Annotated in this window: 18 protein-coding genes; 11 read left to right on the top strand and 7 right to left on the bottom strand. The window is 70.4% G+C overall.

The annotated features are described in order from the left end of the window. From qcrB (PV789_RS20385) to qcrB (PV789_RS20365), 5 genes are all read left to right on the top strand, one after another. On the top strand, positions 1-1,656 hold the full coding sequence (qcrB, locus tag PV789_RS20385) for a cytochrome bc1 complex cytochrome b subunit (RefSeq protein WP_274974101.1): 1,656 nt from the start codon (positions 1-3) through the stop codon (positions 1,654-1,656). Positions 1,657-2,113: 457 nt separating this feature from the next. Further along, a complete protein-coding gene (gene ctaE, locus PV789_RS20380) occupies positions 2,114-2,740 on the top strand; it encodes an aa3-type cytochrome oxidase subunit III (protein ID WP_013154151.1) in 627 nt (208 codons plus the stop codon). A 17-nt stretch (positions 2,741-2,757) separates the two neighbouring features. Then, a complete protein-coding gene (gene qcrC, locus PV789_RS20375; RefSeq protein ID WP_274974100.1) occupies positions 2,758-3,693 on the top strand; it encodes a cytochrome bc1 complex diheme cytochrome c subunit in 936 nt (311 codons plus the stop codon). Then, the gene (gene qcrA / locus PV789_RS20370; RefSeq protein WP_274974099.1) at positions 3,686-4,885 is read left to right on the top strand and encodes a cytochrome bc1 complex Rieske iron-sulfur subunit; all 1,200 of its coding nucleotides are present in this window, start codon (positions 3,686-3,688) and stop codon (positions 4,883-4,885) included. The genes qcrC and qcrA overlap by 8 nt, the downstream gene beginning before the upstream one ends. A gap of 3 nt (positions 4,886-4,888) precedes the next feature. After that, the gene (gene qcrB, locus PV789_RS20365; protein ID WP_274974098.1) at positions 4,889-6,544 is read left to right on the top strand and encodes a cytochrome bc1 complex cytochrome b subunit; all 1,656 of its coding nucleotides are present in this window, start codon (positions 4,889-4,891) and stop codon (positions 6,542-6,544) included. Between the two features lie 147 nt (positions 6,545-6,691). On the opposite strand, the gene PV789_RS20360 is transcribed toward qcrB (PV789_RS20365), so the two are convergent. After that, positions 6,692-8,491, bottom strand: a complete 1,800-nt coding sequence (locus tag PV789_RS20360) for an AMP-dependent synthetase/ligase (RefSeq protein WP_274974097.1) — start codon at positions 8,489-8,491, stop codon at positions 6,692-6,694. Between the two features lie 417 nt (positions 8,492-8,908). Here PV789_RS20360 and PV789_RS20355 point away from each other — a divergent pair, with 417 nt between their 5' ends. Beyond that, positions 8,909-9,355 carry a hypothetical protein gene (locus PV789_RS20355; RefSeq protein ID WP_274974096.1) on the top strand — a complete coding sequence of 149 codons (447 nt, stop codon included), beginning with the start codon at positions 8,909-8,911 and terminating at the stop codon, positions 9,353-9,355. A 149-nt stretch (positions 9,356-9,504) separates the two neighbouring features. Next, positions 9,505-10,452, top strand: a complete 948-nt coding sequence (locus PV789_RS20350) for an ROK family glucokinase (protein ID WP_248771341.1) — start codon at positions 9,505-9,507, stop codon at positions 10,450-10,452. An 83-nt stretch (positions 10,453-10,535) separates the two neighbouring features. Here the strand turns inward: PV789_RS20350 and PV789_RS20345 are convergent, their stop codons facing one another. Continuing rightward, positions 10,536-11,387 carry a lysophospholipid acyltransferase family protein gene (locus PV789_RS20345; protein ID WP_274974095.1) on the bottom strand — a complete coding sequence of 284 codons (852 nt, stop codon included), beginning with the start codon at positions 11,385-11,387 and terminating at the stop codon, positions 10,536-10,538. Positions 11,388-11,776: 389 nt separating this feature from the next. On the opposite strand from PV789_RS20345, the gene PV789_RS20340 reads away from it, so the two are divergent. From PV789_RS20340 to macS, 3 genes are read left to right on the top strand one after another with little or no spacing between them, the layout of a single operon-like run. Further along, complete coding sequence (locus tag PV789_RS20340) at positions 11,777-12,574, top strand: alpha/beta hydrolase (RefSeq protein WP_274974094.1); 798 nt, start codon at positions 11,777-11,779, stop codon at positions 12,572-12,574. Beyond that, positions 12,571-13,488: a hypothetical protein gene (locus PV789_RS20335; RefSeq protein ID WP_274974093.1), complete on the top strand. Its 918-nt coding sequence runs from the start codon at positions 12,571-12,573 to the stop codon at positions 13,486-13,488. Before PV789_RS20340 ends, PV789_RS20335 begins: the two co-directional genes overlap by 4 nt. A gap of 3 nt (positions 13,489-13,491) precedes the next feature. Next, positions 13,492-14,676 (top strand): MacS family sensor histidine kinase, encoded by a 1,185-nt coding sequence (gene macS, locus PV789_RS20330; RefSeq protein WP_302475404.1) that lies wholly within the window; start codon positions 13,492-13,494, stop codon positions 14,674-14,676. 14 nt (positions 14,677-14,690) lie between these two features. On the opposite strand, the gene PV789_RS20325 is transcribed toward macS, so the two are convergent. Continuing rightward, complete coding sequence (locus PV789_RS20325; RefSeq protein ID WP_274978194.1) at positions 14,691-15,284, bottom strand: molybdopterin-dependent oxidoreductase; 594 nt, start codon at positions 15,282-15,284, stop codon at positions 14,691-14,693. A gap of 397 nt (positions 15,285-15,681) precedes the next feature. Here PV789_RS20325 and aroF point away from each other — a divergent pair, with 397 nt between their 5' ends. Further along, on the top strand, positions 15,682-16,728 hold the full coding sequence (gene aroF, locus PV789_RS20320; RefSeq protein ID WP_274974092.1) for a 3-deoxy-7-phosphoheptulonate synthase: 1,047 nt from the start codon (positions 15,682-15,684) through the stop codon (positions 16,726-16,728). Between the two features lie 76 nt (positions 16,729-16,804). Here aroF and thiI read toward each other — a convergent pair whose 3' ends face one another. From thiI to pknB, 4 genes are all read right to left on the bottom strand, one after another. After that, positions 16,805-18,094, bottom strand: a complete 1,290-nt coding sequence (gene thiI / locus PV789_RS20315) for a tRNA uracil 4-sulfurtransferase ThiI (RefSeq protein WP_274974091.1) — start codon at positions 18,092-18,094, stop codon at positions 16,805-16,807. Between the two features lie 306 nt (positions 18,095-18,400). Beyond that, positions 18,401-19,426 carry a 6-phosphofructokinase gene (locus tag PV789_RS20310; RefSeq protein WP_013154137.1) on the bottom strand — a complete coding sequence of 342 codons (1,026 nt, stop codon included), beginning with the start codon at positions 19,424-19,426 and terminating at the stop codon, positions 18,401-18,403. A gap of 153 nt (positions 19,427-19,579) precedes the next feature. After that, positions 19,580-20,236, bottom strand: a complete 657-nt coding sequence (locus PV789_RS20305; RefSeq protein ID WP_274974090.1) for a response regulator — start codon at positions 20,234-20,236, stop codon at positions 19,580-19,582. Positions 20,237-20,431: 195 nt separating this feature from the next. Then, positions 20,432-22,474 carry a Stk1 family PASTA domain-containing Ser/Thr kinase gene (gene pknB / locus PV789_RS20300; RefSeq protein ID WP_274974089.1) on the bottom strand — a complete coding sequence of 681 codons (2,043 nt, stop codon included), beginning with the start codon at positions 22,472-22,474 and terminating at the stop codon, positions 20,432-20,434. Between the last annotated feature and the right edge of the window lie 413 nt (positions 22,475-22,887).

Genomic DNA, 22,887 nt, shown 5'->3' with positions numbered 1-22,887 from the left:
ATGAGTAAGACCACGCAAGCACCCAAGGCGCTTCGCGGCGTCGGCAACTTCATCGACGACCGCTTCCACCTGGCCAAGACCGGCGAGAAGAACCTGCGCAAGGTCTTCCCGAACCACTGGTCGTTCATGCTGGGCGAGATCGCGCTCTACTCGTTCATCATCCTGCTGCTCACAGGTGTCTTCCTCACGCTCTGGTTCAAGCCGAGCATGCTGGAGGTCATCTACGACGGCTCCTACGAACGCCTCCAGGGCGTTCCCATGTCGGAGGCCTACGCCTCCACGCTCCACATCACCTTCGAGGTGCGCGGCGGGCTCCTGGTCCGCCAGATCCACCACTGGGCCGCGCTGATCTTCGTGGCCTCGCTCGTCGTGCACATGCTCCGGGTGTTCTTCACCGGTGCGTTCCGCAAGCCGCGCGAGATCAACTGGCTGATCGGCGTCGCGATCTTCGTCCTGGCGATGCTGGAGGGCCTCTTCGGCTACTCGCTGCCCGACGACCTGCCCTCGGGCATGGGCGTGCGCATCCTCCAGGGCGTGATGATGGCGCTGCCGCTCATCGGCCCGTACGTGTCGATGTTCCTCTTCGGCGGGGAGTTCCCCGGCGAGGACATCATCACGAGGCTGTACATGCTGCACGTGCTCGCGATCCCGGCCCTGCTTCTGGGTCTGATCGTCGCGCACTTCATGATCCTGTGGCACCAGAAGCACACCCAGTACCCCGGTACCGGGCGCACGGACAAGACCGTGGTCGGAACACCCATGTTCCCGGCCTTCGCGGTCAAGGCGGGCGGGTTCTTCTTCTTCACGTTCGCGGTGATCGCCCTGCTGAGCGCGTTCGTGCAGATCAACCCGATCCACCTGTTCGGGCCCTTCACCCCGACGTCCATCACCTCCGGGCTCCAGCCCGACTGGTACATGGGCTTCATGGAGGGGTCGCTGCGCATCTTCCCGAACTGGTTCGACATCGCGCCCTTCGGTTACGCGATCCCGACCGGTGTGCTGGTGCCGGGCCTGGTCATCCCGGGCCTGATCTTCGGCGGACTGGCCGCATGGCCGTTCATCGAGCAGTGGATCACCGGCGACAAGCGCGCGCGCAACGTCGCCGACCGTCCGCGCAACGCACCGGTGCGCACCGGCGTGGGCGTCATGGGCATCACCTTCTACGGCCTGCTCTGGCTGGCGGGGTCCAACGACATCATCTCGGAGACCTTCTCGATCAGCCTGTACATGACCACGTACATCTTCCGTGTGCTGGTCATCGTGGGTCCGATCGCGGCCTTCTTCATCACCAAGCGCATCTGCCTGGGGCTGCAGCGCCGCGACCGGGAGACCCTGGAGCACGGCTACGAGAGCGGCACCATCCAGCAGCTGCCCAGCGGTGAGTTCGTGGAGGTGCACAAGCACAGCTCCCCGGAGACGGTGCATGTTTTGGAGAGCAAGCCGGTCATCACCTCGACGGCACTGAAGGACGACTCCGACGCGGACGGCAGGGGTGTGGAGAACCCCGAGGCCCGCAAGGGCAGCGGCAGGCTCCGCAAGGCCCTGGCGCGTTGGTACACCAAGGACGACGTGTCCCTGGAGGGGGTGGAGGCGCACAACGGCCACCACCCGCACCACTCCTCCACCGAGGCGGAGAAGGAGGCGGCCCACCACTAGGGCCCCTCACCCCACCTCCTCGACGGACCCGGTCGCACCGCGACCGGGTCCGTCGTGTTGTCGGGCGACATGCGGGCGACACCGGACCCGTCGCGGGGCTCCTCGCGGCCCGTGTGACATGAAGCCCTCCCGCCCGTGTGCCGGGGGTCCGCCGGGCCTGCTCCCCGATACCGGACGGGCCCGGGGCATGAGCGGGATGACCAGCCGCGACGTTCTTTTTCTCGTGTGCGGAGTCCCTTTGGCACGCACAATTATGTGAATTTTGGGACGCCCGTGACGCGTGTTTAGTGGGCGTGCTGTTCATGCCTAGAAGGTGTCGAATTTCCGTTTCTCTCCATGGCTCGCGGAGCCTGGAAGCCCGTGTGCGTAGGCGGTCCAGCCCTCCTGCGGCGTCTCGGAGGGGGCGATAACAGGGGGGCGGATTCGGGTCTTGCTGAGATGCCGTAATAATGCTGGCGTGGCGACAGCAACCGCGAACCCAAAATCAGCACCGACACCAGCACATGGTGCGGCAAAGCGTCCTGACCTGGTGAGCGTTGGCACCATCGTTTGGTTGGCCAACGAGCTCATGTTCTTCGCTGCGCTGTTCGCGATGTACTTCACGATCCGATCGGTGACCAACGGAAACCCCGACCTGGGGCAGTGGCCCGACACCCACCTGAACGTGCCGTGGGCGTCGGCGATCACCGTGGTCCTGGTGGCTTCGAGCTTCACCGCGCAGGCCGGCGTTTGGGCCGCCGAGCGCGGTGACGTCAAGAAGCTGCGTATGTGGTTCTTCATCACGTTCTTCATGGGCCTGTTCTTCGTCCTTGGGCAGGCCTACGAGTACTACGAGCTCATCTTCCACGGGGGCCTGACTCTTCAGTCGAGCGCTTACGGGTCGATGTTCTACCTGACCACGGGCTTCCACGGACTCCACGTCATCGGTGGGCTGATCGCGTTCCTCATCATGTTGGGACGTACGTACGCCGCGAAGCGCTTCACCCACCAGCAGGCGACCAGCGCGATCGTCGTGTCCTACTACTGGCACTTCGTCGATGTGGTCTGGATCGCTTTGTTCTTCACCATCTACTTCATCCAGTAACCCGAAACGGGGAAACCGTGAAATGGATTACCGCGCGGCGGCGGCATCCCCTGGCGGGGTATGTCGTCGTCATCCTCGCGCTAGCCCTGTTCGGGGTGGGGTACGCCGCTCTGGCGCCCACCGCGGACCAGGCCCAGGCGCAGACTCTGGCCGCTGAGGCTCCTCCTTCGGCCGATGAGGTCGATGTGGCCAACGGCGAGGACATCTTCAACCAGACGTGCGCGACCTGTCACAACTACGACGGCAGTGGCACCTACGGTGAGGACGGGGAGTACACCCGGGGTCCTGACATCCGTGACTCGGGTGCGGCGGCCATCGATTTTCAGGTCAGCACGGGGCGTATGCCGTCGATGAACCCCGACGCGCAGATGCCGCGCAAGCCGATGGCGATGTCGGAGGAGGATCTGCAGGACCTGATCGCGTACTACAACGCGCAGATCAGGACTGGTGGTCCTGATGTTCCTTATGACGTTCCGGGTGAGGCGCCCGAGCGTGGGGAGTTCGAGGACGAGGCTTCTTATGAGGCCGCGCTTGAGGAGTTCGAGGCCGAGTACGAGGCTTACGTCCAGGGCGCTGACGACACTGACATGGGTATGCGTCTGTACCTGACCAACTGTGCGCATTGCCATGGTTGGTCTGGTGGGGGTGGTGCTCTTACGGATGGTCGTTGGGCTCCGGAGATTCATGACGCGTCCGCGCGTCAGATCTATGAGGCGATGGTCAGTGGTCCGGGTGCGATGCCGATGTTCAGTGACACGGTGATCGAGCCGGAGGAGAAGCAGGAGTTGATCTCCTATATCAAGACTCTCCAGGCCGAACCCAACGCCGGAGGCGTCTTCCACCTCAATCGCATCGGCCAGGTCGCCGAAGGACTCATCGCCTGGGTCGTCGGGCTCGCTCTGATCATTGCCTGCGCGATCTGGATCACCGCGAAGCAGCGAGCTCATGACTGAGAACAACAGCAACGACAGCAGCGGGGGAGAGATCACGCCCGAACGCGTGGTCGTCACCCCGAAGACGAACGGGACGCACTCCGAGCGCCCGGCCGCGGCCCCCACGGTCGGCGGGGCCGAGCCCGAGCGCGTCGTCGGCACCCCCAAGGCCGGGAATCCGCTGGTCTCCGACGCCTCCGGTGCCGCCGCGGACGAGCACACCGGTCCGTACAAGGCCTCCGAGACGCACGTGCGGTCGGAGGAGACGCAGCGTCGGGGCGAGAAGCTGGCTTCCCTGTGGTTCGTGATCGCCTTCCTGGGCGGGATCGGCTTCCTGGTCGCCTACTTCCTCTTCAGCTCCAGTGCGATCGCCGACCCGCAGATCGCCCAGTACTCGAACATGCTGCTGGGCGGCACGCTGACGCTGGCCATGTTCAGTATCGGTGCGGGTATGACGGTGTGGGCGCGTCAGGTGATGCCGCACTACGAGGTGGCCTCTCCCTACGACGAGCTGCCCTCGGACGAGAAGGAGAAGGGCTCCTTCAGCGCCTTCTTCATGCGGGGCGCCGACGAGAGCGGTTTCACCAAGCGTCCGCTGATGCGCCGCACGCTCATCCTGGCGATGCTGCCGCTGGGGCTGGCACCGATCGTGCTGCTGCGCGACACCGGCCCGGTTCCGGGTGACCTGATGAAGAAGACGATGTGGGAGCACGGCCGCCGCATCGTCGTGGAAGGGAGCGGCCGCCCCCTCCGGCCCGAGGACTTCGAGAACGACCCCAACGCGATGGTCTCGGCCCTGCCCGCCGCCGATGACGAGCACCACCACCTCTCACTGACCGACCAGGCCAAGACCGTCATCATCCTGATCAAGATCCCCGAGGAGGACTGGCAGGAGCGGATGACCGAGGAGATCGAGGGAACCGGCGGCCAGACGCGTCTGAACTGGACGCACAACGGCATCGTCGCCTACTCCAAGATCTGCACCCACGTGGGCTGCCCCGCGGCCCTGTACGAACGCACGACACACCGCATCCTGTGCCCGTGCCACCAGTCGACGTTCGACGCGTCCAACGCCGCGGAGGTCGTGTTCGGTCCGGCGCACCGGCCGCTGCCGCAGCTGCCGATCGGCGTTGACGACGAGGGCTACCTCATCGCGACCGGCGACTTCGACGAACCCACGGGCCCCACGTTCTGGGAATACGCGAGGGACTAGCCGATGAGTAAGACCACGCAAGCACCCAAGGCGCTTCGCGGCGTCGGCAACTTCATCGACGACCGCTTCCACCTGGCCAAGACCGGCGAGAAGAACCTGCGCAAGGTCTTCCCGAACCACTGGTCGTTCATGCTGGGCGAGATCGCGCTGTACTCGTTCATCATCCTGCTGCTCACAGGCGTCTTCCTCACGCTCTGGTTCAAGCCGAGCATGACCGAGATCGTCTACGACGGCTCCTACGAGCGCCTCCAGGGCGTCATGATGTCGGAGGCCTACGCCTCCACGCTCCACATCACCTTCGAGGTGCGCGGCGGGCTCCTGGTCCGCCAGATCCACCACTGGGCCGCGCTGATCTTCGTCGCGGCGTTGACCGCGCACATGCTCCGGGTGTTCTTCACCGGCGCGTTCCGCAAGCCGCGCGAGATCAACTGGCTGATCGGCGTCGCCATCTTCGCCATCGCCCTCATCGAGGGCCTCTTCGGCTACTCGCTGCCCGACGACCTGCCCTCGGGCATGGGCGTGAGGGTCCTCCAGGGTGTCATCCTGGCGATCCCCCTGGTGGGTTCCTACCTGTCGATGTTCCTCTTCGGCGGGGAGTTCCCCGGCGAGGACATCATCTCCCGGCTGTACATGCTGCACGTGCTGGCGCTGCCGGCGGTGCTGCTGGGTCTGATCGTCGCGCACTTCATGATCCTGTGGCACCAGAAGCACACCCAGTACCCGGGGGTCGGGCGCACGGACAAGACCGTGGTCGGAACGCCCATGTTCCCGGCCTTCGCGATCAAGGCGGGCGGGTTCTTCTTCTTCACGTTCGCCGTGATCACGCTCCTGGGCGCGTTCGTGCAGATCAACCCGATCCACCTGTTCGGGCCCTTCAGCCCGACGTCCATCACCTCCGGGCTCCAGCCGGACTGGTACCTGGGCTTCATGGAGGGCGCGCTGCGCATCTTCCCGAACTGGTTCGACTTCTCCATCGGGGGCTACCCGTTCATCATCGGCGTCCTCGTCCCCGGTCTGGGGATCATGGGCCTGCTGTTCGGCGCCCTGGGCGTGTGGCCGTTCATCGAGCAGTGGATCACCGGCGACAAGCGCGCGCACAACGTCGCCGACCGTCCGCGCAACGCGCCGGTGCGCACCGGTATGGGTGTCGCCGGGATCATCTTCTACGGTGTGCTGTGGATGTCCGGATCCAACGACATCATCTCGGAGACCTTCTCGATCAGCCTGTACACGACCACGTACATCTTCCGTGTGCTGGTCCTCGTCGGCCCGGTGGTGGGGTTCTTCGTCGCCAAGCGCATCTGTCTGGGGCTGCAGCGCCGTGACCGGGAGACCCTGGAGCACGGCTACGAGAGCGGCACCATCCAGCAGCTGCCCAGCGGTGAGTTCGTGGAGGTGCACAAGCACAGCTCCCCGGAGACGGTGCATGTTTTGGAGAGCAAGCCGGTCATCACCTCGACGGCACTGAAGGACGACTCCGACGCGGACGGCAGGGGTGTGGAGAACCCCGAGGCCCGCAAGGGCAGTGGCAGGCTCCGCAAGGCCCTGGCGCGTTGGTACACCAAGGACGACGTCTCCTTGGAGGGGGTGGAGGCGCACAACGGCCACCACCCGCACCACTCCTCCACCGAGGCGGAGAAGGAGGCGGCCCACCACTAGCGCACCCGCGTGTGGGTGAGGGACCCGGCCGCGGCGCGGCCGGGTCCGTCGTGTTCGCGGAGCAGGGTCCCGCACACGGCGGAAGCCGGCCGCCCCCTCTTCCGGGGGCGGCCGGCTCCCGTGCGTCCGGTGTGGGCCGCGGAGGGCTCAGCCGGCGTAGATGTCGTCGATCTCCTTGCTCCACTGCTTGCTGACCACGTGGCGCTTGACCTTCAGGGAGGCGGTCATCTGGCCGCTCTCCTCGGTGAAGTCGCTGGGCAGGATCTTGAACTTCTTGATCCCCTCGGCCTTGGACACCGCGTCGTTGGCGTTGTCCACGGCCTCCTGGATGGCGGCGTTCAGGTCCGGGTCCCCGGTCAGGTCGGCGATCTCGCCGCTCTTGCCGTTGGCCTCGCGCCACTGGACGAACGACTCGGGGTCGATCGTGATCAGCGCGGCGATGAACTTGCGGTTGTCGCCGACCACCATGCACTGGCTGACCAGGGCGTTGGCGCGGATGCGGTCCTCCAGGACGGCCGGGGCGACGTTCTTGCCGCCCGCGGTCACGATGATCTCCTTCTTGCGTCCGGTGACGCTCAGGAAGCCGTCGTCGTCCAGCGTGCCGAGGTCGCCGGTGCGGTAGAAGCCGTCCTCGGTGAAGGCCTCCTTGGTGGCCTTCTCGTTCTTCCAGTAGCCGACCATGATGTGGTCGCCCTTGAGCAGGATCTCGCCGTCCTCGGCGATTTTGATGGTGGTGCCGGGCAGCGGCTGGCCCACGGTGCCGATCTTGTTGAACTCGGGGCTGTTCACCGAGGTGGGGGCGGTGGTCTCGGTGAGGCCGTAGCCCTCGATGATGGTGAAGCCGATGCCGCGGAAGAAATGGCCCAGACGCGCGCCCAGCGCGGATCCGCCGGAGACGGCGTACTCGGCGTTGCCGCCCAGGGCCGCCAGGAGCTTGCCGTAGACCAGCTTGCTGAACAGCGTGTGCTTGAGCTTGAGGCTCAGGGGGATCCGGCCGGTGGCCAGGGCCTTGCTGTAGGCGACGGCGGTGTCGGCGGCGGCGTTGAAGATCTTGCCCTTGCCCTCGGCCGCGGCCTTCTGCTCGGCCTTGGTGTAGACCTTCTCGAACACGCGGGGGACCGCGAGCAGGAAGGTGGGCCGGAACGCCGAGAACTGCTCGATCAGCTCGGGGCCGGTGGAGGGGAAGTGGCCCAGGGTGGCTTTGGCCTCGATCACCATGACCTGCACGAAGCGGGCGAAGACGTGGGCCAGCGGCAGGAACAGCAGCGTGGAGGGGTTCTCCTTGCTGCGCAGGACCTGGCGGGCCGGGCCCTCCAACGCGTTGTGGGAGATGAAGAGGAAGTTGCGGTGGGTGAGCTCGCAGCCCTTGGGGCGGCCGGTGGTGCCCGAGGTGTAGATGAGGGTGGCGAGATCGTCGGCCTTGACCGCCGTGCGGCGCTTCTCCAGCGCCTCGTCGCTCACCTCCGAGCCAGCGGAGCGCAGCTCGGCGTACCCGGGGTCGTCGAACCGCCAGACGGGGCCGAGCTCGGGGGTGCGGGCGCGGACCGACTCGACGCGCTCGGCGTGGGCGTCGTTCTCCACGAAGGCGGCCTTGGCGCCGGAGTCGGTGAGGATCCACTCGATCTGCTCGGCGGAGGAGGTCTCGTAGATCGGGACGGTCACGCCGCCGACGGACCAGATGGCGTAGTCGACGACCGTCCACTCGTAGCGGGTGCGCGACATCAGGGCGACGCGGTCGCCGTGCTCGATGCCCGCGTCGATCAGGGCCTTGGCGTACGCGGCGATGTCGGCGTGCAGCTCCGCCACGGTGACGTCGTGCCACTGGCCGGACTCCTGGCGACGGGCGGTGACGGCGTTGGGCTCGCTGGCCGCGCGCGCGTAGAGCGTGTCGGTCAGTCGCGCGTCGTCGGAGATCTCAGCCTTCGCGGGAGAGCTGTATTCGCGCACGTGGTGCTCCTGGACGTGTACGGGTTCGGGTAGTACGGGACGTGATGACCGTAACAACACCACCCTACTCATGAGTAGAACACGTTGTCGTTCGGTATCCAACGGTGACCCTGGGTCGTGCCCGGCGCGGCGGACGCGGTGGTGCCCGGGCGGGGGAAGAATGTGGATCTTTCCCTCGTACGCACGCGAGACTATACGCCCGGCGTAGTGTTTGCGCACGTCGTGAGAACTATGCGCTGTATGTGAATCTTGGGTCCTTTGTGCTTTTTCGCGGTCATTGCGCTTTCCCCTCGGCCTCACTCCCCGTAGCGGCGCCCGCGTCCCTGATTCGCCCCTGAACCTGCCCTGAGAAACCTCCCCGGCGCCCGGACGTCCGGTTACCTTGAAGCAGAACGCGGCGCGAAGGAGGAAGCTGACATGACGGAGAACACCGGTCGCAACGGCGGTCCGGGTGCGGGCAGGGGCGAGGACCCCGACCTCATCGACGACGCGCTGAAGCTGGTGACCACCCTCCAGCGCAGGCTGCTGACGGCCGGGGTCAAGCGCGGGGTCGGCGCCGTGACCTCGCCGCCCCCGAGCAAGGGAGACGTGTGGGAGGAGGCCATCCGCCTGGAGACGGGCGACCGGCGCCCCCCGCTGGAGGAGCTCCTCGACATCGTGCGCACGTCCGGCCCCGAGGTCGTCGGGCACCTCGGCCGCGCCGGACTGGCCGCCGTCGGCGCCCTTGGCCGCACCTGGGACGTGGTCGAGCGCTCCCTGGAGCAGACCCGCGCCGACGGCGCCGCGGAGCGCGGTCCGCAGGGCCGGACGCAGGGTGGCGAAGGCGGGACGGAAGGCGAGGAACGCCAGGTCACCGCGGGGTGAACGGGAGGAGATCACGGTTCGACTCCGGGGGTGTCGGGGGTCGCCTCATGCCTGGTTTAATCAGATGGCATACATCATCTGAAAACACTTTGCCATGAACCTTGAGACTTATGTCAGAGTTCGGGCGTAAGTACGAAGGAGCTGCCCCCATGCTGACCATCGGCGTAGACATCGGCGGGACCAAGGTCGCCGCCGGGGTCGTCGACCCCGAAGGGCAGATCCTCGACAAGGTCAAGTACCCCACCCCCTCCAACGACCCGCAGGCCCTGGCCGACGTCGTGGCCAGGGCCGTCGGGGAGCTGTGCGGCCGCCAGGAGGCCGACGCCGTCCGGGCCGTCGGGGTGGGTGTGGCGGGGTTCGTGGACGAGGACCGCGCCACCGTCCAGGTCGCCGTCAACCTCGGCCTGCGCGACGAGCCCCTCCGCGACCACGTCCAGGAGCGCGTCGGGATGCCCGTGGTCATCGAGAACGACGCCAACGCCGCGGCCTGGGCCGAGGCCAGGTTCGGCGCCGGGCGCGGCAGCGACCACATCGTGTGCATCACCCTGGGCACCGGCATCGGCGGCGGCCTGGTCATCGACGGCGCGCTGCACCGCGGCCGCTACGGCGTGGCCGCGGAGGTCGGGCACTACCGGATGGTCCCGCACGGCCGCCGCTGCGCCTGCGGCAACCACGGCTGCTGGGAGCAGTACGCCAGCGGCCGCGCCCTGGTCGCCGAGGCCCAGGACCTGGCGCTGACCGACCCCGTGGCCGCCGAGCGCATGCTCAAGCTCGCCGACGGCGTCATCGACCAGGTGGAGGGCCACGTCATCACCCAGGCGGCGCTGGAGGGGGACAGGGCCGCCCTGGAGTGCTTCGCCAAGGTGGGGGAGTGGGCCGGGCACGGCCTGGCCGACCTGGCCGCCATCCTCGACCCCGAGTGCTTCGTCCTGGGCGGCGGAGTCTCCGACGCCGGGTCCATCCTGCTGGACCCGGTCCGCGCCGCCTTCGCGCGCAACGTCCCGGGCCGCCCCGGACGCCGCATGGCCGATGTGCGCCTGGCCGAACTCGGCGGAGAGGCGGGCATCGTCGGCGCCGGCGACCTCGCCCGGCACTGACCCGGCCACCGGAGAGCGGACGGCCCCCGCGACCCCCGCCGCGGGGTCGCGGGGGCCGTCCGCGTGTGGGGCCGCCGCGCGGGCTACTCCTGGGCGGCGGTCGGGTCCGCGGAGTCCGCGTCCCCGCCCTTCCTCTTCCCGCGCGCCGCCCGCTTCTCCTCGCGGCGGGACCGCCGCTCCCCCTTGCGCCGCTCGCGCTCGGTCCGTCTGCGGTCCTTGTCGCTGGCGTGCTGCTCGCGCTTGGCCTCCTTGGCCTCCGCCTCCAGTTCGGCCTTGACCGACTGCGCGTAGCGGTCCACGTACTCCTGGCCGGACAGCTCCATCAGCGCGTACATGATCTCGTCGGTGATGGCCCGCAGCACGCGCGGGTCCTTCTCCATGCCGTGGTAGCGCGAGAAGTCCAGCGGCTTGCCGAACTTGACCTTGGGGCGCACACCCAGCTTGGGCACCGTGCGGCCGGGGGGCATGATCTTCTCCAGGTTGATCATCGCCATCGGCACCACCGGGGCCTTGGCCTCCAGCGCCAGCCGCGCCACACCCGTCCGGCCGCGGTAGAGCTTGCCGTCGGGGGAGCGGGTGCCCTCGGGGTAGATGCCCAGGAGGTCGCCGCGCTTGAGCACCCTCAGGCCCGTGCGCAGCGCCGCCTCGCTGGCTTTGCCGCCCGAGCGGTCGATGGGGATCTGCCCCACGCCGGTGAAGAACGCCCGGCTCAGCAGCCCCTTGACGCCCGTGCCGGTGAAGTACTCGGCCTTTGCCAGGAAGGTGATCTTGCGCGGCAGCGGCAGCGGACCGAAGAAGTGGTCGGAGAAGGACAGGTGGTTGCTGACCATGATCGCCGGACCGCGGCGCGGCACGTTCTCCACGCCCTCGGCGCGCGGCTGCCACAGTACGGCCAGGACCGGCCCAAGGATCGCCTTGACCACCCAGTAGAACATCGCTCAGATCACCCCTGCACACGCGGGGAGCACTGGGCAGGGTCTGCCACGATTCACCGTCCCGCTCTGCCGACATTGTCAGGAGGGCTCGCGCCCGGAGAGTGGGGGAGGAGCCGCCGCCTGACGTGCGCCATCCTCCCACCGTGTGAGCGCGAGTGCCAAAGCGCCCCCGAACGGGCCGTCGGCCCGACGCAGAAGAGGATACTCAGTCGGCCCGCGTGGCGGGTGCCTGCCTCCGGTCCCCGGGGGCGGGAACGTTAGTGTGCACTCATGGCGAACGGACCGCCGAACGGTTAGCCTCACGGCAGGAGCCAGGGTTTCCCGTGCCTCCGCTCCGGTCGCCGCAGACCCCCGTCCCCCGCGCACCGCACGATCCCTGGAGCCGCTCCGTGAGACCGACCGACGCCCCTCTCCTGATCCCGGGCGCTGAGCCGTTCAGTCACCGCGGATCGGGCACGGGCGTCCTGCTCTGCCACGGTTTCACCGGCTCCCCGTACTCGATGCGCCCCTGGGCCGAGCACCTGGCCGCCGCCGGACTCAGCGTCGAGGCGCCCCTGCTGCCCGGGCACGGCACGGTCTGGCACGACATGAACCTCACCACCAGCGACGACTGGCTCGCCGAGGCCGAACGGGCCCTGCTGGACCTGGCCTCGCGCTGTGAGGAGGTGTTCGTCATGGGGCTGTCCATGGGCGGCGCCCTCAGCCTGCGCCTGGCCCAGAGGCACCCCGGCCTCGTACGCGGGGTCGTGCTCGTCAACCCCTCCCTGGCGGTGGAGGACCGGCGCCTGCCCGTCATCGCCCCCGTCCGCCGCCTGGTCTCGCGGATCATGCCCTCCACGCCCGGTCTGGGCTGCGACGTCTCCAAGGACGACACCACCGAGGGCGGGTACGACCGCGTCCCCACCGCGGCCGCGGCGACACTCCCGAAGCTGTGGCGCGAGGTTCAGGAGGGCATGTCCGGTTTGCGAGCGCCGATCCTGGCCTACCGGAGCACCCAGGACCACGTCGTCGGACCGCGCAGTCTGCGTATCCTCGCTAGGAGAGCGGTCAACACCGGGCTGACGATCCACCTGCTCCACGACAGCTACCACGTGGCGACCCTCGACCATGACGCCGCCGTCGTCTTCGACGGGAGCCTCGCCTTCGTGCGAGAGCACAGTAGAAGCGGGGAAGGAGCCGACCGATGACGCAACGTCGGGGAAACGGCCTGCTCGCCGACGCCTACGTTCCGCTGATCCTGCTCGCGCCCTCGCACGCCGACCTCATGCTGGAGGCGCTCCGGCGCAGCGGCATCGCCGCCTACGCCGTGCCCCTGGACGAGGACGTCCTGGAACCCGCGGGCAGCCAGGCCGACGACCCGCCCACCGACCACCTGTACGTGGACGCCGAGGAGCGGGCCGCGGCCGAGAGGGTCCTGGGCACCGAGCTGCCCGACCTGGACGGGCAGCCCGGGACGGCCCCCGACCTGCTGGCTCCGCGCGGCGAGCCCCGTTCCGACGCCGACGCCGAGGAGGGCGGGGAGACCGCCCCCCACGAGGCCCCCGACGCGACGGTCGGCGGCGACCTGCTGGACGGCCCGCCCGCCAACGTCGACCCCGACGCCGCGCCCGCCCGGCCCGCGGACGAGGACGAGGTCTGGAACGACCTGGTCGCCCGCTTCTACGACGACGCCGACACCCGGGGGCAGCGCCGCCGCGCAGCCTGGCCCGACGCCGAGAACCTCAGCGCCCCGGCGGGGGAGGCCTCCTCCGCCGGCGACATCCTGGCCGGCGGGACCGTCGGAGCCGGGGACGGGGAGGAACGCGAGACGGCGGAAGAGGAGGCCCGGCGCCGGGCCGAGGCCGACCTGGAGGGCCACTACGAGCCCCCGCCACCGCCGCCCCTGCTCCAGGGCGACCGGGTGGGCATCGCGGCCTGGCTGTGCCTGCTGGGCGCGCCGGTGCTGGTGTTCGGGGCCGCGTTCGTCGGCGTCTCCCTGCCCAACTGGCTGATGTTCGTCGCGGTGCTGGCCTTCCTCGTCAGCTTCGTCGTGCTCATCCTGCGCATGACCGACTCCCGGCCGCCCGGAGACGGCGGGCCCGACAACGGGGCGGTGGTCTGACCCCTGGGCTTCGACTTCCCCCTCTGGCGCGCCTTCGCCGTCTTCCGCGCAGCGTCCCTGGTCTACGCCCTGTTCCTCCTCATCCAGCACCACGAGCACCTGACCCGGCCCTGGCTGGCCTGGACGGTGCTGGCGGTCATGGTCGTGTGGACGGCGTTCACCACCCGCGCCTACGCCCGCCCGCACCTGCGCGACTGGCGCGTGCTCACCGCCGACCTCGCGGTGGCCTTCGCGTGCCTGTTCGCCACCGCCCCGGCGGCCACGCCGTTCTACCTCACCCAGGCCCCGCCGCTGAGCGGCTACTGGTTCGCGGGCACCGCCCTGGCGGCCAGCGTCATCTGGGGCGGGCGCGCCGCCGCGGCCGTCGCCGTGCTCTACGGCCTCGCCGACCTCACCCTGCGCACGGTCATGGACGCCGCCGTTACCGCCGCGACCGCCCGCGGCGTGGTCCTGCTGCTCCTGGCCGGACTGGCGGTCGGGTACATGTCCTGGATGTCGGAGCGGGCCGAACGGCGGTTCGCCCAGGCGGTCGCGCTGGAGGCGCGCACCCGCGAGCGCGAGCAGCTGGCCCGCTCGATCCACGACTCGGTGCTCCAGGTGCTGTCCCTGGTGAGCAGGCGCGGCGCCGAGGCCGGGGGAGAGGCCGCCGAACTGGGCCGGATGGCCGGTGAGCAGGAGGCGCGCCTGCGCGCGCTGGTCGCGATCGGATCGTCGGAGGACGCCTCCGGCGGGACGGACGGGGCGGACGCAACCGGCGGGGCGGCGCCGCCTCCCGCGGGGCGCGCGGCCGCGTCCGGGCCCGCGGTGGACCTGCGCGAGCCGCTGCGACGCGCCGAGTCGGCCCACGTGTCGGTGTCCGCGCCCGCCACGCCCGTCGTCCTGCCCGCGCACACCGCCGCCGAACTGGCCGCCGCCGTGCTCGCCGCCCTGGACAACGTGGAGCGGCACTGCCCCGAGGGCACGCGCGCCTGGGTGCTGGTGGAGGACGAGGACGACGCGGTGACCGTGTCCGTGCGCGACGAGGGCCCCGGCATCGAGCCCGGACGCCTGGAGCGGGCCCGTTCCGAGGGCCGCATCGGCGTGGCCCAGTCCGTGCTGGGCCGGGTCCGCGACCTGGGCGGCACCGTCGAGTACGTGTCGGTCCCCGGCCAGGGCACCGAGGTGGAGATGCGCGTCCCGCGCGGCTGAGGGCCCCGCACGGCTCACCGCCGCGGAGCCCGGCCCGGCTCCTGCTCCTCCTCCTGGTGGGAGAACCGCTGCTCCCGCCACGGGTCACCCCGGTTGTGGTAGCCGCGCTCCTCCCAGAAACCGCGGCGGTCCGCGGTCATGTACTCCACCGCGCGCAGCCACTTCACGCTCTTCCACCCGTACAGGTGCGGCACCACCAGGCGCAGCGGCGCGCCGTGGTCGGGGGCCAGGGGCTCGCCGTCGCGGTGGGTCGCCAGCAGCACCCCCTCCGCGAGGAAGTCGTCCATGCGCAGGTTCGCGCCGTACCCGTACTCGCCCCACGCCATCACGTGCGTGGCCTCCGGCGCGGGCGGGGCCGCGGCCACCAGGTCCGCGGCGCGCACCCCGCGCCAGGGCACGTCCGGGGCGCTGAACCGCATCACGCAGTGGAAGTCGCTCACCGAGTCCGTGCGCGGCAGCCGCGCGAACTCCTCCCACGTCCAGCGGTACGCCCCCAGGTCCTCGGTCGCCCCCGTGACCCGCAGGTCCCACCGCTGAGGGCGGAAGGCGGGCACCGGCCCGTAGTGCAGCGGCTTGTGCTCGTGGCGCACCGCCTGCCCGGGAGGCATCCGGGACCGGGCCCCGTCCGTGTCGTCCTCGTCCGTTCCCTCGGACACTTCCGTCCCCCTGCTCGTCTGTGGGCTCCCGCGGCGCGCCCGGCCGGTCGGCCGCGCGAACGCCTTCCCCGTGGGGAGAACGTGCGTGCGGCCATCCTGTCAGGCGCCGACGAGAGACAGGTCACTCGCCCCGGGTGTGCGGACATGCGGTGACCGTGCGCTATAGTTCCAGCCATGCAGCGGAACTTCTGGCGCTTTTATGGCTACCGGCCCGACACCCCGGTCGCCTGTAGAGCGCTGCGCTGACACAGACGACTTGAGCCCCGGGCCGGTAGAGCCCGGGGCTTTTCTCGTTCCGGGCGCCGGTCGGCTCGTTCACCCAACCGACAAGCAGCTAGGGACAACGCACATGGTCATCGTGATGGCGCCGGACGCCACCCCCGAGAACATCGACGATCTGGTCGAGCTGGTCTCCTCCGCGGGAGGCGAGGCCTACGTGACGCGCGGCGTGAGCCGCACGATCATCGGCCTCGTCGGCGACGTCGAGCGCTTCCAGGACCTGGGCCTGGCCGCCAAGCCGGGCGTCAGCGACGTCCTGCGCATCTCCGCCCCCTACAAGCTCGTCAGCCGGGAGAACCACGACAGCCGCACCGTCGTCAGCGTGCGCGGAGTGCCGATCGGCGGCGACAACGTCACGGTCATCGCCGGGCCCTGCGCCGTCGAGACCCCCGAGCAGACCCTGGCCGCGGCCCGGATGGCGATGGAGGCGGGGGCGTCCCTGCTGCGCGGCGGCGCCTACAAGCCCCGCACCTCCCCCTACGCCTTCCAGGGTCTGGGTGAGGAGGGCCTGCGGATCCTCGCCGACGTGCGCGAGGAGACCGGCCTGCCCATCGTCACCGAGGTCGTGGACGCCGCCGACGTGGAGCTGGTCGCCTCCTACGCCGACATGCTCCAGGTCGGCACCCGCAACATGCAGAACTTCGCCCTCCTCCAGGCGGTGGGAGACGCGGGCAAGCCGGTCCTGCTCAAGCGCGGCATGAGCGCGACCATCGAGGAGTGGCTGATGGCCGCCGAGTACATCGCCCAGCGCGGCAACCTCGACATCGTCCTGTGCGAGCGCGGCATCCGCACCTTCGAGAAGGCCACCCGCAACACCCTGGACATCAGCGCCGTCCCGGTCGCCCAGAACCTGTCCCACCTTCCGGTGATCGTCGACCCGTCCCACTCGGGCGGCAAGCGCGAGCTGGTGCTGCCGCTCTCGCGCGCGGCCGTGGCGGTCGGCGCGGACGGCGTCATCGTCGACGTGCACCCCCACCCGGAGAACGCCCTGTGCGACGGCCCGCAGGCCCTCCTGCACGAGGACCTGGCCGAGCTGCGCGACCTGGCGGGCACCCTGGCCGCCCTGACGGGCCGCACCCTGACCCCGGCGCCGGGCCGAGAACTGGCCGGCCTGTGAGACCCGGGGGCTGAACACGGCGGCGCCCCGGCCGTTCCCCGCACGCGGGGCGGGGCCGGGGCGCCGCCGTCGCGCGCTAGGCGGTGGCGGCCACCGAAGCGGACGCGGGCGCCACGCGCTTGGGCGCGGCGTCGCCCAGGAAGCTGGGCTTGTGCACCTGCGCGGTGGTGACCAGGTGCTCGGCCAGCTCCTCGGCGTCCAGGCGCTTCTCGATCTGGCGCAGGTCCGGGATTTTGGCCGCGGTCTCCACCTGGCGCGGGGTCAGCATGGTGCAGCAGTCCTCGTCGGGCAGCTCCGAGATGGCCAGCGTCCCGATCCGGCGGGCCTGGTCCATGATCTCGGTCTTGTCCATGCCGATGAGCGGACGCAGGATCGGCAGGTCCACCGCGTCGTCCAGGGCGGTCAGGTTGGTCATGGTCTGGCTGGACACCTGGCCCAGCGCGTCCCCGGTGATCAGGCACTCCGCGTTCAGGTCGTCGGCCAGGGCCTCGGCGGTCTTGAGCATGAGGCGGCGCTGGGCGACGATCTGGAGGCGTTCGATCCCCGAGCTCTTCAGCTGCTGCTGGGCCTTGCCGAAGGGGATGACGAACAGCCGCGAGCCCACCTGGTAGCGGTCCAGCTGGCGGACGAGGCTGTAGGCCTTGTAGATCGACTCCGGGCCGGTGAACGGCATGCCGGAGAAGTGCAGGAAGTCGACCTTGAGCCCGCGCCGGATCATCCGGTGCGCGGCGACGGGGGAGTCGATCCCGCCCGACATCAGCACCAGGCCGCGGCCGCTCATCCCGGCGGGCAGGCCGCCCTGGCCGGGCACGCCGTCGGTGAACACGAACGCCTCGTCCTTGTCCACCTCGACGAACAGGGTGTTGTCGGGGCGCTTGAGGTTGACCTGGTAGCCGTGCGCCTCGATGATCTTCGAGCCCAGGTACCCGGCCAGCTCCGACGAGGTCATCTCGAAGCGCTTGTCGCGGCGCCGGGCGCGCACGGCGAAGGTGCCCTGGCGGCCCTCCATGACGCGCACGCCGATGTCGGTGACGGCGTCCAGGTCCTTGGGCACGCGGCGGACCAGGTGCACCCGGACCACGCCCATGACGTTGGCCATGCGGTCGGCGATCTCGGCGACCTCCAGGTCGGAGGCCTCGGGCTTGCGCACGATGATCACGCCCGCGCCGCGCTGGGAGAGGCGGATCTCGCCCAGGTCGCGCACGGAGGCGCGGATGTTGTTGTGCAGCCGCCGCTCGAACAGCCTGCGGTTGGAGCCCTTGAGGACGATCTCGCCGAGCTTCATGAGCACGCAGAGCTCGCCGAGCCCGGCGTCGGACCCGGCCAGGGCTGCGGGGAGCGGCGCGGACTCAAGCGACGCGGACATGGTGCTACCTCCGGTGGATGCCTTCGTGTCCCGGTGTGAGGTGGGAGCGGCGGGACGGGGCCGGGAGCGTCCATCGCCGTCCTCCAGTATCGAACATCCCGTCCACCGCTCCGTCCGTTTTCGGTCGGGACGGGCGGGAGGCGGCGGGCACACGGCCGCCGCCCCCGGACGCGGCGCGCCCCCTCCCTGGGAGCTGGGAGGGGGCGCGGGCCGTTCCGGAGGGGGCCGGCGCGCGTGGCCGGCGGCCGGTCCCTCCGGGGGAGCCCCGGGACAATCCGGTTCCCGGGCTCCGGGCCGTGGGTGTGCCTAGCCGAAGAAGACCTCGGCCTCCTCATAGCGCGAGGAGGGCACGGTCTTGAGGGTGTCGGTCGCCTCGGCCAGGTTCACGCGGACGATGTCCGTGCCCTGGAGGCCGACCATCTTGCCGAAGGCCTTGTCGTGCACGGCCTCGATGGCGTTCACGCCCAGGCGGGTGGCCAGCACGCGGTCGAACGCGGTGGGCGTGCCGCCGCGCTGCACGTGGCCCAGGACCACCGAGCGGGCCTCCTTGCCGGTGCGCTGCTCGATCTCGTCGGCCAGCCGCTGGCCGATGCCGCCCAGGCGCACGTGGCCGAAGGAGTCGGTCTCCCCGGTGGCCAGCTCCATCTGGCCCTCCTTGGGGTGCGCGCCCTCGGCGACCACGATGATCGGCGCGTACTGGGTCTCGAAGCGGCTCTCGACGTGCTTGACGACCTCGTCGATGTCGAAGGGCCGCTCGGGGATGAGGATGACGTTGGCGCCCGCGGCCATGCCCGAGTGCAGCGCGATCCACCCGGCGTGGCGGCCCATGACCTCCACCACCAGCGCCCGGTGGTGCGACTCGGCGGTGGTGTGCAGGCGGTCGATCGCCTCCATGGCGATGTTCACGGCCGTGTCGAAACCGAAGGTGTAGTCGGTCGCGTTGAGGTCGTTGTCGATGGTCTTGGGCACGCCGACGACGTTGACGCCGCGGTCGTGCAGCTGGCGGGCCACGCCGAGGGTGTCCTCGCCGCCGATGGCGACCAGGGCGTCGACGCCCAGTCCGGCCATGTTGTCCTTGACCCGCTCGACACCGCCCTCGATCTTCATGAGGTTGGTGCGCGAGGAGCCCAGGATCGTGCCGCCCCGGGGCAGGATGCCGCGCACGGCCGTCACGTCCAGCGGCATGGTGTCGCCCTCCAGCGGACCGCGCCAACCGTCCCGGAAGCCGATGAACTCGTAGCCGTAGTCCTTGATGCCCTTGCGGACCACTGCGCGGATGACCGCGTTCAGACCAGGGCAGTCCCCACCGCCGGTCAGCACCCCGACTCGCATACGAATTCTCCTCGACGTTGTGTGTTTTACGACGCATGGCGCCATATGGTCTAGACCATAGTGGGAGCGGTGATCCGGGGCCAACCCGGGGAGGAGAATACGCGGTGAACGCGCCCGGCCCGGAGGGGGCGGAGGGCGCGGACGCGCCCAGCGTCAGTCGTCCAGGCCCCGGTCGATGGCGTAGCGCACCAGCTCCACCCTGTTGTGCAGGTGCAGCTTGGTGAGGGTGTTCTGCACGTGGTTCTGCACGGTGCGGTGGGAGATGCCCAGCCGCTGCGCGATCTGCTTGTAGGCCAGCCCCTTGGCGACCAGGCGCAGCACCTCGGTCTCGCGGGGGGTCAGCTCCGGCGCCTCCGGCTCCCGGGAGCGATCCGCCGACGAGAGCCTGCGGTACTCGCCCAGCACCAGTCCGGCCAGGCCCGGTGTGTACACGGCCACGCCCTCGTGCACCCGGCGCACCGCGTCCAGCAGTTCCTCCCGCCCCGCCGACTTGACCAGGTAACCGGTGGCCCCGGCCTTCACCGCGGCCAGTACGTCGTCGCTGGCCCCGCTGGCCGACAGCACCAGCACCCGCGGCGGCGGGGACAGCGCCACCAGGCCCGCGGTCAGCTCGACCCCGCTCATGTCGGGCAGGTGCAGGTCCACGACGGCCAGGGTGGGGCGTGCGGCCGGGGCGATGCGCAGCGCCTTGGCGCCGTCCCCCGCGGTGCCCACGACCTCGATACCGGCCTCGCCGAGGTCGCGCGCGACCGCGTCGCGCCACATGGGGTGGTCGTCCACCACCAGTACCCGGATCGCCTCGCTCGCCATGCAGGCGACCCTATCCCGGGCGGGCGGCGCCCACGGCACGGGCCGACGACCGGGGCGGTGCAAGGGGCGGGGACCGCGCCGACCCCGCCGGGGCGGCGGCCGTACCCCCTCGCGGGGTCGGCCGCACACGGCGAGGGGGCGGGACCGACCGGTCCCGCCCCCTCGCTTCCGGCTCAGGCCGCGCGCCCGGGCCGGTCAGTCGTCATCGTCGTCGCCGCGGCCGTTGCTGCCGCCCTCGCCGAAGTCGCCCAGGTCGATGCCGCCCGGAGTCGCGGTGATCGTGATCTCGGTGTCCTCGGGCGCCCTGCCGGTGTGCGACTGGTGCGCCACCTCGCGGCCGCCGAAGACGCGCTCGACCTTGACCTTGAAACCGGCCTCCTCCAGCGCCTCGCGCGCGTCGTTGACCCGCATGCCGACCACGTCGGGGACGTCCACGCCGGGCGGGCCGGTGGAGACGGTGAGGGTGACGGTGCCGCCGGAGCCGATGCTGGAGCCGCTGTCGGGGCTCTGCTGGATGACCTTGCCCTCCTCGACGTCCGCGCTCTCCTCCTCGACCACCTCGACGGACAGGCCCTCGCCCTCCAGCATCTGGCGGGCGGTGTCCAGGTCCTCGCCGACCACCGCGGGCACCGGGATGCCCTGGCTGACGGTGACGGTGACCGGCTCCTCCCGGTCGGCCTCCGCGCCCGCCTCGGGGGAGGTGGAGACCACCGCGCCGGGCTCGATCTCGGTGGAGCTCACGTCCTCCTGCACGATGTTGTCCGGGGCGAAGCCGAGGTCCTCCAGCTCCTTGAGGGCGTCGGCGGCGTCCATCTCGACCAGGTCGGGCATCTCCACCGTCTGCGGGCCCTTGGACAGGTACACGGTGACCACGTCGTCGGGGGACAGGCGGGTGCCCACCTCGGGGTCGGTCTCGCCGACCGTGCCCGGTTCGGCGTCGCTGTAGACGGCATCGGAGGACAGGTCGTAGCGCAGTCCCTCGTCGCGGATCATCTGGCTCGCGGCCTCGGGGTCGCTGCCCACCACGTCGGGGACGTTCTCGTACTGGCCGACGAGGAACCACCAGCCCGCGCCGAGCAGGACGATCGCCAGGACCGCCGCGCCGATCCCGATCAGCAGGTTGCGGCGGCGCCGGTCGCCGGGGCCGTCACGGTAGTCGTCGTACCCGTCGTCGTCGCCGTACCCGTCCTTGCCGCGGTCGTAGTCGTCGTAGCGGCCGTCGTCGAGCCCGGCCGAGGCCATGTCCACGACCATGGTCGCGTTCTCGGTGCCCGGACCGGCGCCCCCGGCGATGAGCTGGGGCGCGGTCACCGAGGCCGTGGTCGCCGCCGCCGGGGCGACGGGTGTCAGCGGGGCCTGGTCGGCAGCGGAGGCGGGGGGAGACGCGGGCAGGCCGTTGAGCACCGCCAGGACCTTGGCCAGGTACTGGCCCGCGTTGCTGGGACGGTACCTGGGGTCGCGCTCGGTGGCCTTGGTGACCAGCGCGTCGACCTCCGCGGGCAGGCCGGGCAGGAAGTGCGAGGGGCGCGGGACGTCCTCGTTGACGTGCTGGTAGGCGATCGCGATGGGCGTCTCGCCGGTGTGCGGCTGGCTGCCGGTGAGCAGCTCGTAGAGCATGATGCCCGCCGCGTACACGTCGCTGCGGGCGTCGGCGACGCCCTTTTCGATCTGCTCGGGGGCCAGGTAGGCCGCCGTGCCCATGAGGGTGCCCGTGCGGGTCAGCCCCTGGTTGGACTGCTCCACGGCGCGGGCCAGTCCGAAGTCGGCGACCTTGACCCGGCCGTCCTCGGTGATGAGGACGTTCTCGGGCTTGACGTCGCGGTGGACCATGCCCGCCTGGTGGGCGGCGCCGAGCGCGGCCAGCACCGGGGCCATGGCGTTCAGGGCGTCGTGGGCGCCGAGCCTGCCCCGGGACTTGAGCAGGTCGCGCAGGGTGCGCCCGGGTACGTACTCCATGGCCAGGAACACGTGCCCCTGGTCCTCACCCTGGTCGAAGACCTGCACGACGTTGGGGTGGGAGAGCTTGGCGACGGAGTGCGCCTCGTTGATGAAGCGCTGCACGAAGGTCGGGTCCTGGGCCAGCGAAGGGTGCATCACCTTCAGGGCCAGCCGTCGGTCCAACCTCAGGTCGTGGGCGACGTAGACGGTCGCCATCCCGCCTCCGGCGATCCTGGACTCCACGAAGTAACGTCGGTCCAGGGTGGCGCCTACGAGCGGGTCGGAAGTCGTCATGTCCACGGCGGAGTAGTGTCCTTGCTGCGGGGAGCGCGGGCTGTCGCGGCCGGTGGCGCGTACCCGACACCGGGTGTCGAACCGACACGATAGCGGAAGCCCACGCCAGGTCTGCCCCGCGGTTCGCGGTCGCGCCGTCCCGTTCCGGTGTCGGCGGGGCCGGTGGGACCCCGGGGAGGACTGTTCGGTCTCCCCGGAGGACGGGCCCCGGCCCCGGCCGGGGCCCTCCCGGTTCCGGTGGTGTGTGCCCCGCCGGTCGCCGGGTCTCCCCGTTCCCGGTGAGGCCCGCTCCGTCGGCGGTGGGGACGCTCGCGCCTGGGTTGTCGTGGTGTGCGGGATGCGCCCTTGCGGGGCCGCGCACTCGTTCCACGGTAGAGGACGCCGCCAAACTCCCCGGCCGGAACGCACCGGTCGGCGGC

Source organism: Nocardiopsis camelliae (assembly GCF_028993595.1).
GTDB lineage: Bacteria > Actinomycetota > Actinomycetes > Streptosporangiales > Streptosporangiaceae > Nocardiopsis > Nocardiopsis dassonvillei.
The sequence above is the reverse complement of the archived record's forward strand: the minus strand, read 5'-3'. Positions and strand labels throughout refer to the sequence as shown.

Coding starts and splice junctions, on each gene's coding strand:
- PV789_RS20310 (WP_013154137.1), bottom strand. CDS start 19,426: ATGCGAGTCGGGGTGCTGACCGGCGGTGGGGACTGCCCTGGTCTGAAC.
- PV789_RS20335 (WP_274974093.1), top strand. CDS start 12,571: ATGACGCAACGTCGGGGAAACGGCCTGCTCGCCGACGCCTACGTTCCG.
- PV789_RS20350 (WP_248771341.1), top strand. CDS start 9,505: ATGCTGACCATCGGCGTAGACATCGGCGGGACCAAGGTCGCCGCCGGG.
- PV789_RS20355 (WP_274974096.1), top strand. CDS start 8,909: ATGACGGAGAACACCGGTCGCAACGGCGGTCCGGGTGCGGGCAGGGGC.
- aroF (WP_274974092.1), top strand. CDS start 15,682: ATGGTCATCGTGATGGCGCCGGACGCCACCCCCGAGAACATCGACGAT.
- qcrB (WP_274974101.1), top strand. CDS start 1: ATGAGTAAGACCACGCAAGCACCCAAGGCGCTTCGCGGCGTCGGCAAC.
- thiI (WP_274974091.1), bottom strand. CDS start 18,094: ATGTCCGCGTCGCTTGAGTCCGCGCCGCTCCCCGCAGCCCTGGCCGGG.
- qcrB (WP_274974098.1), top strand. CDS start 4,889: ATGAGTAAGACCACGCAAGCACCCAAGGCGCTTCGCGGCGTCGGCAAC.
- PV789_RS20305 (WP_274974090.1), bottom strand. CDS start 20,236: ATGGCGAGCGAGGCGATCCGGGTACTGGTGGTGGACGACCACCCCATG.
- qcrA (WP_274974099.1), top strand. CDS start 3,686: ATGACTGAGAACAACAGCAACGACAGCAGCGGGGGAGAGATCACGCCC.
- PV789_RS20345 (WP_274974095.1), bottom strand. CDS start 11,387: ATGTTCTACTGGGTGGTCAAGGCGATCCTTGGGCCGGTCCTGGCCGTA.
- PV789_RS20325 (WP_274978194.1), bottom strand. CDS start 15,284: ATGCCTCCCGGGCAGGCGGTGCGCCACGAGCACAAGCCGCTGCACTAC.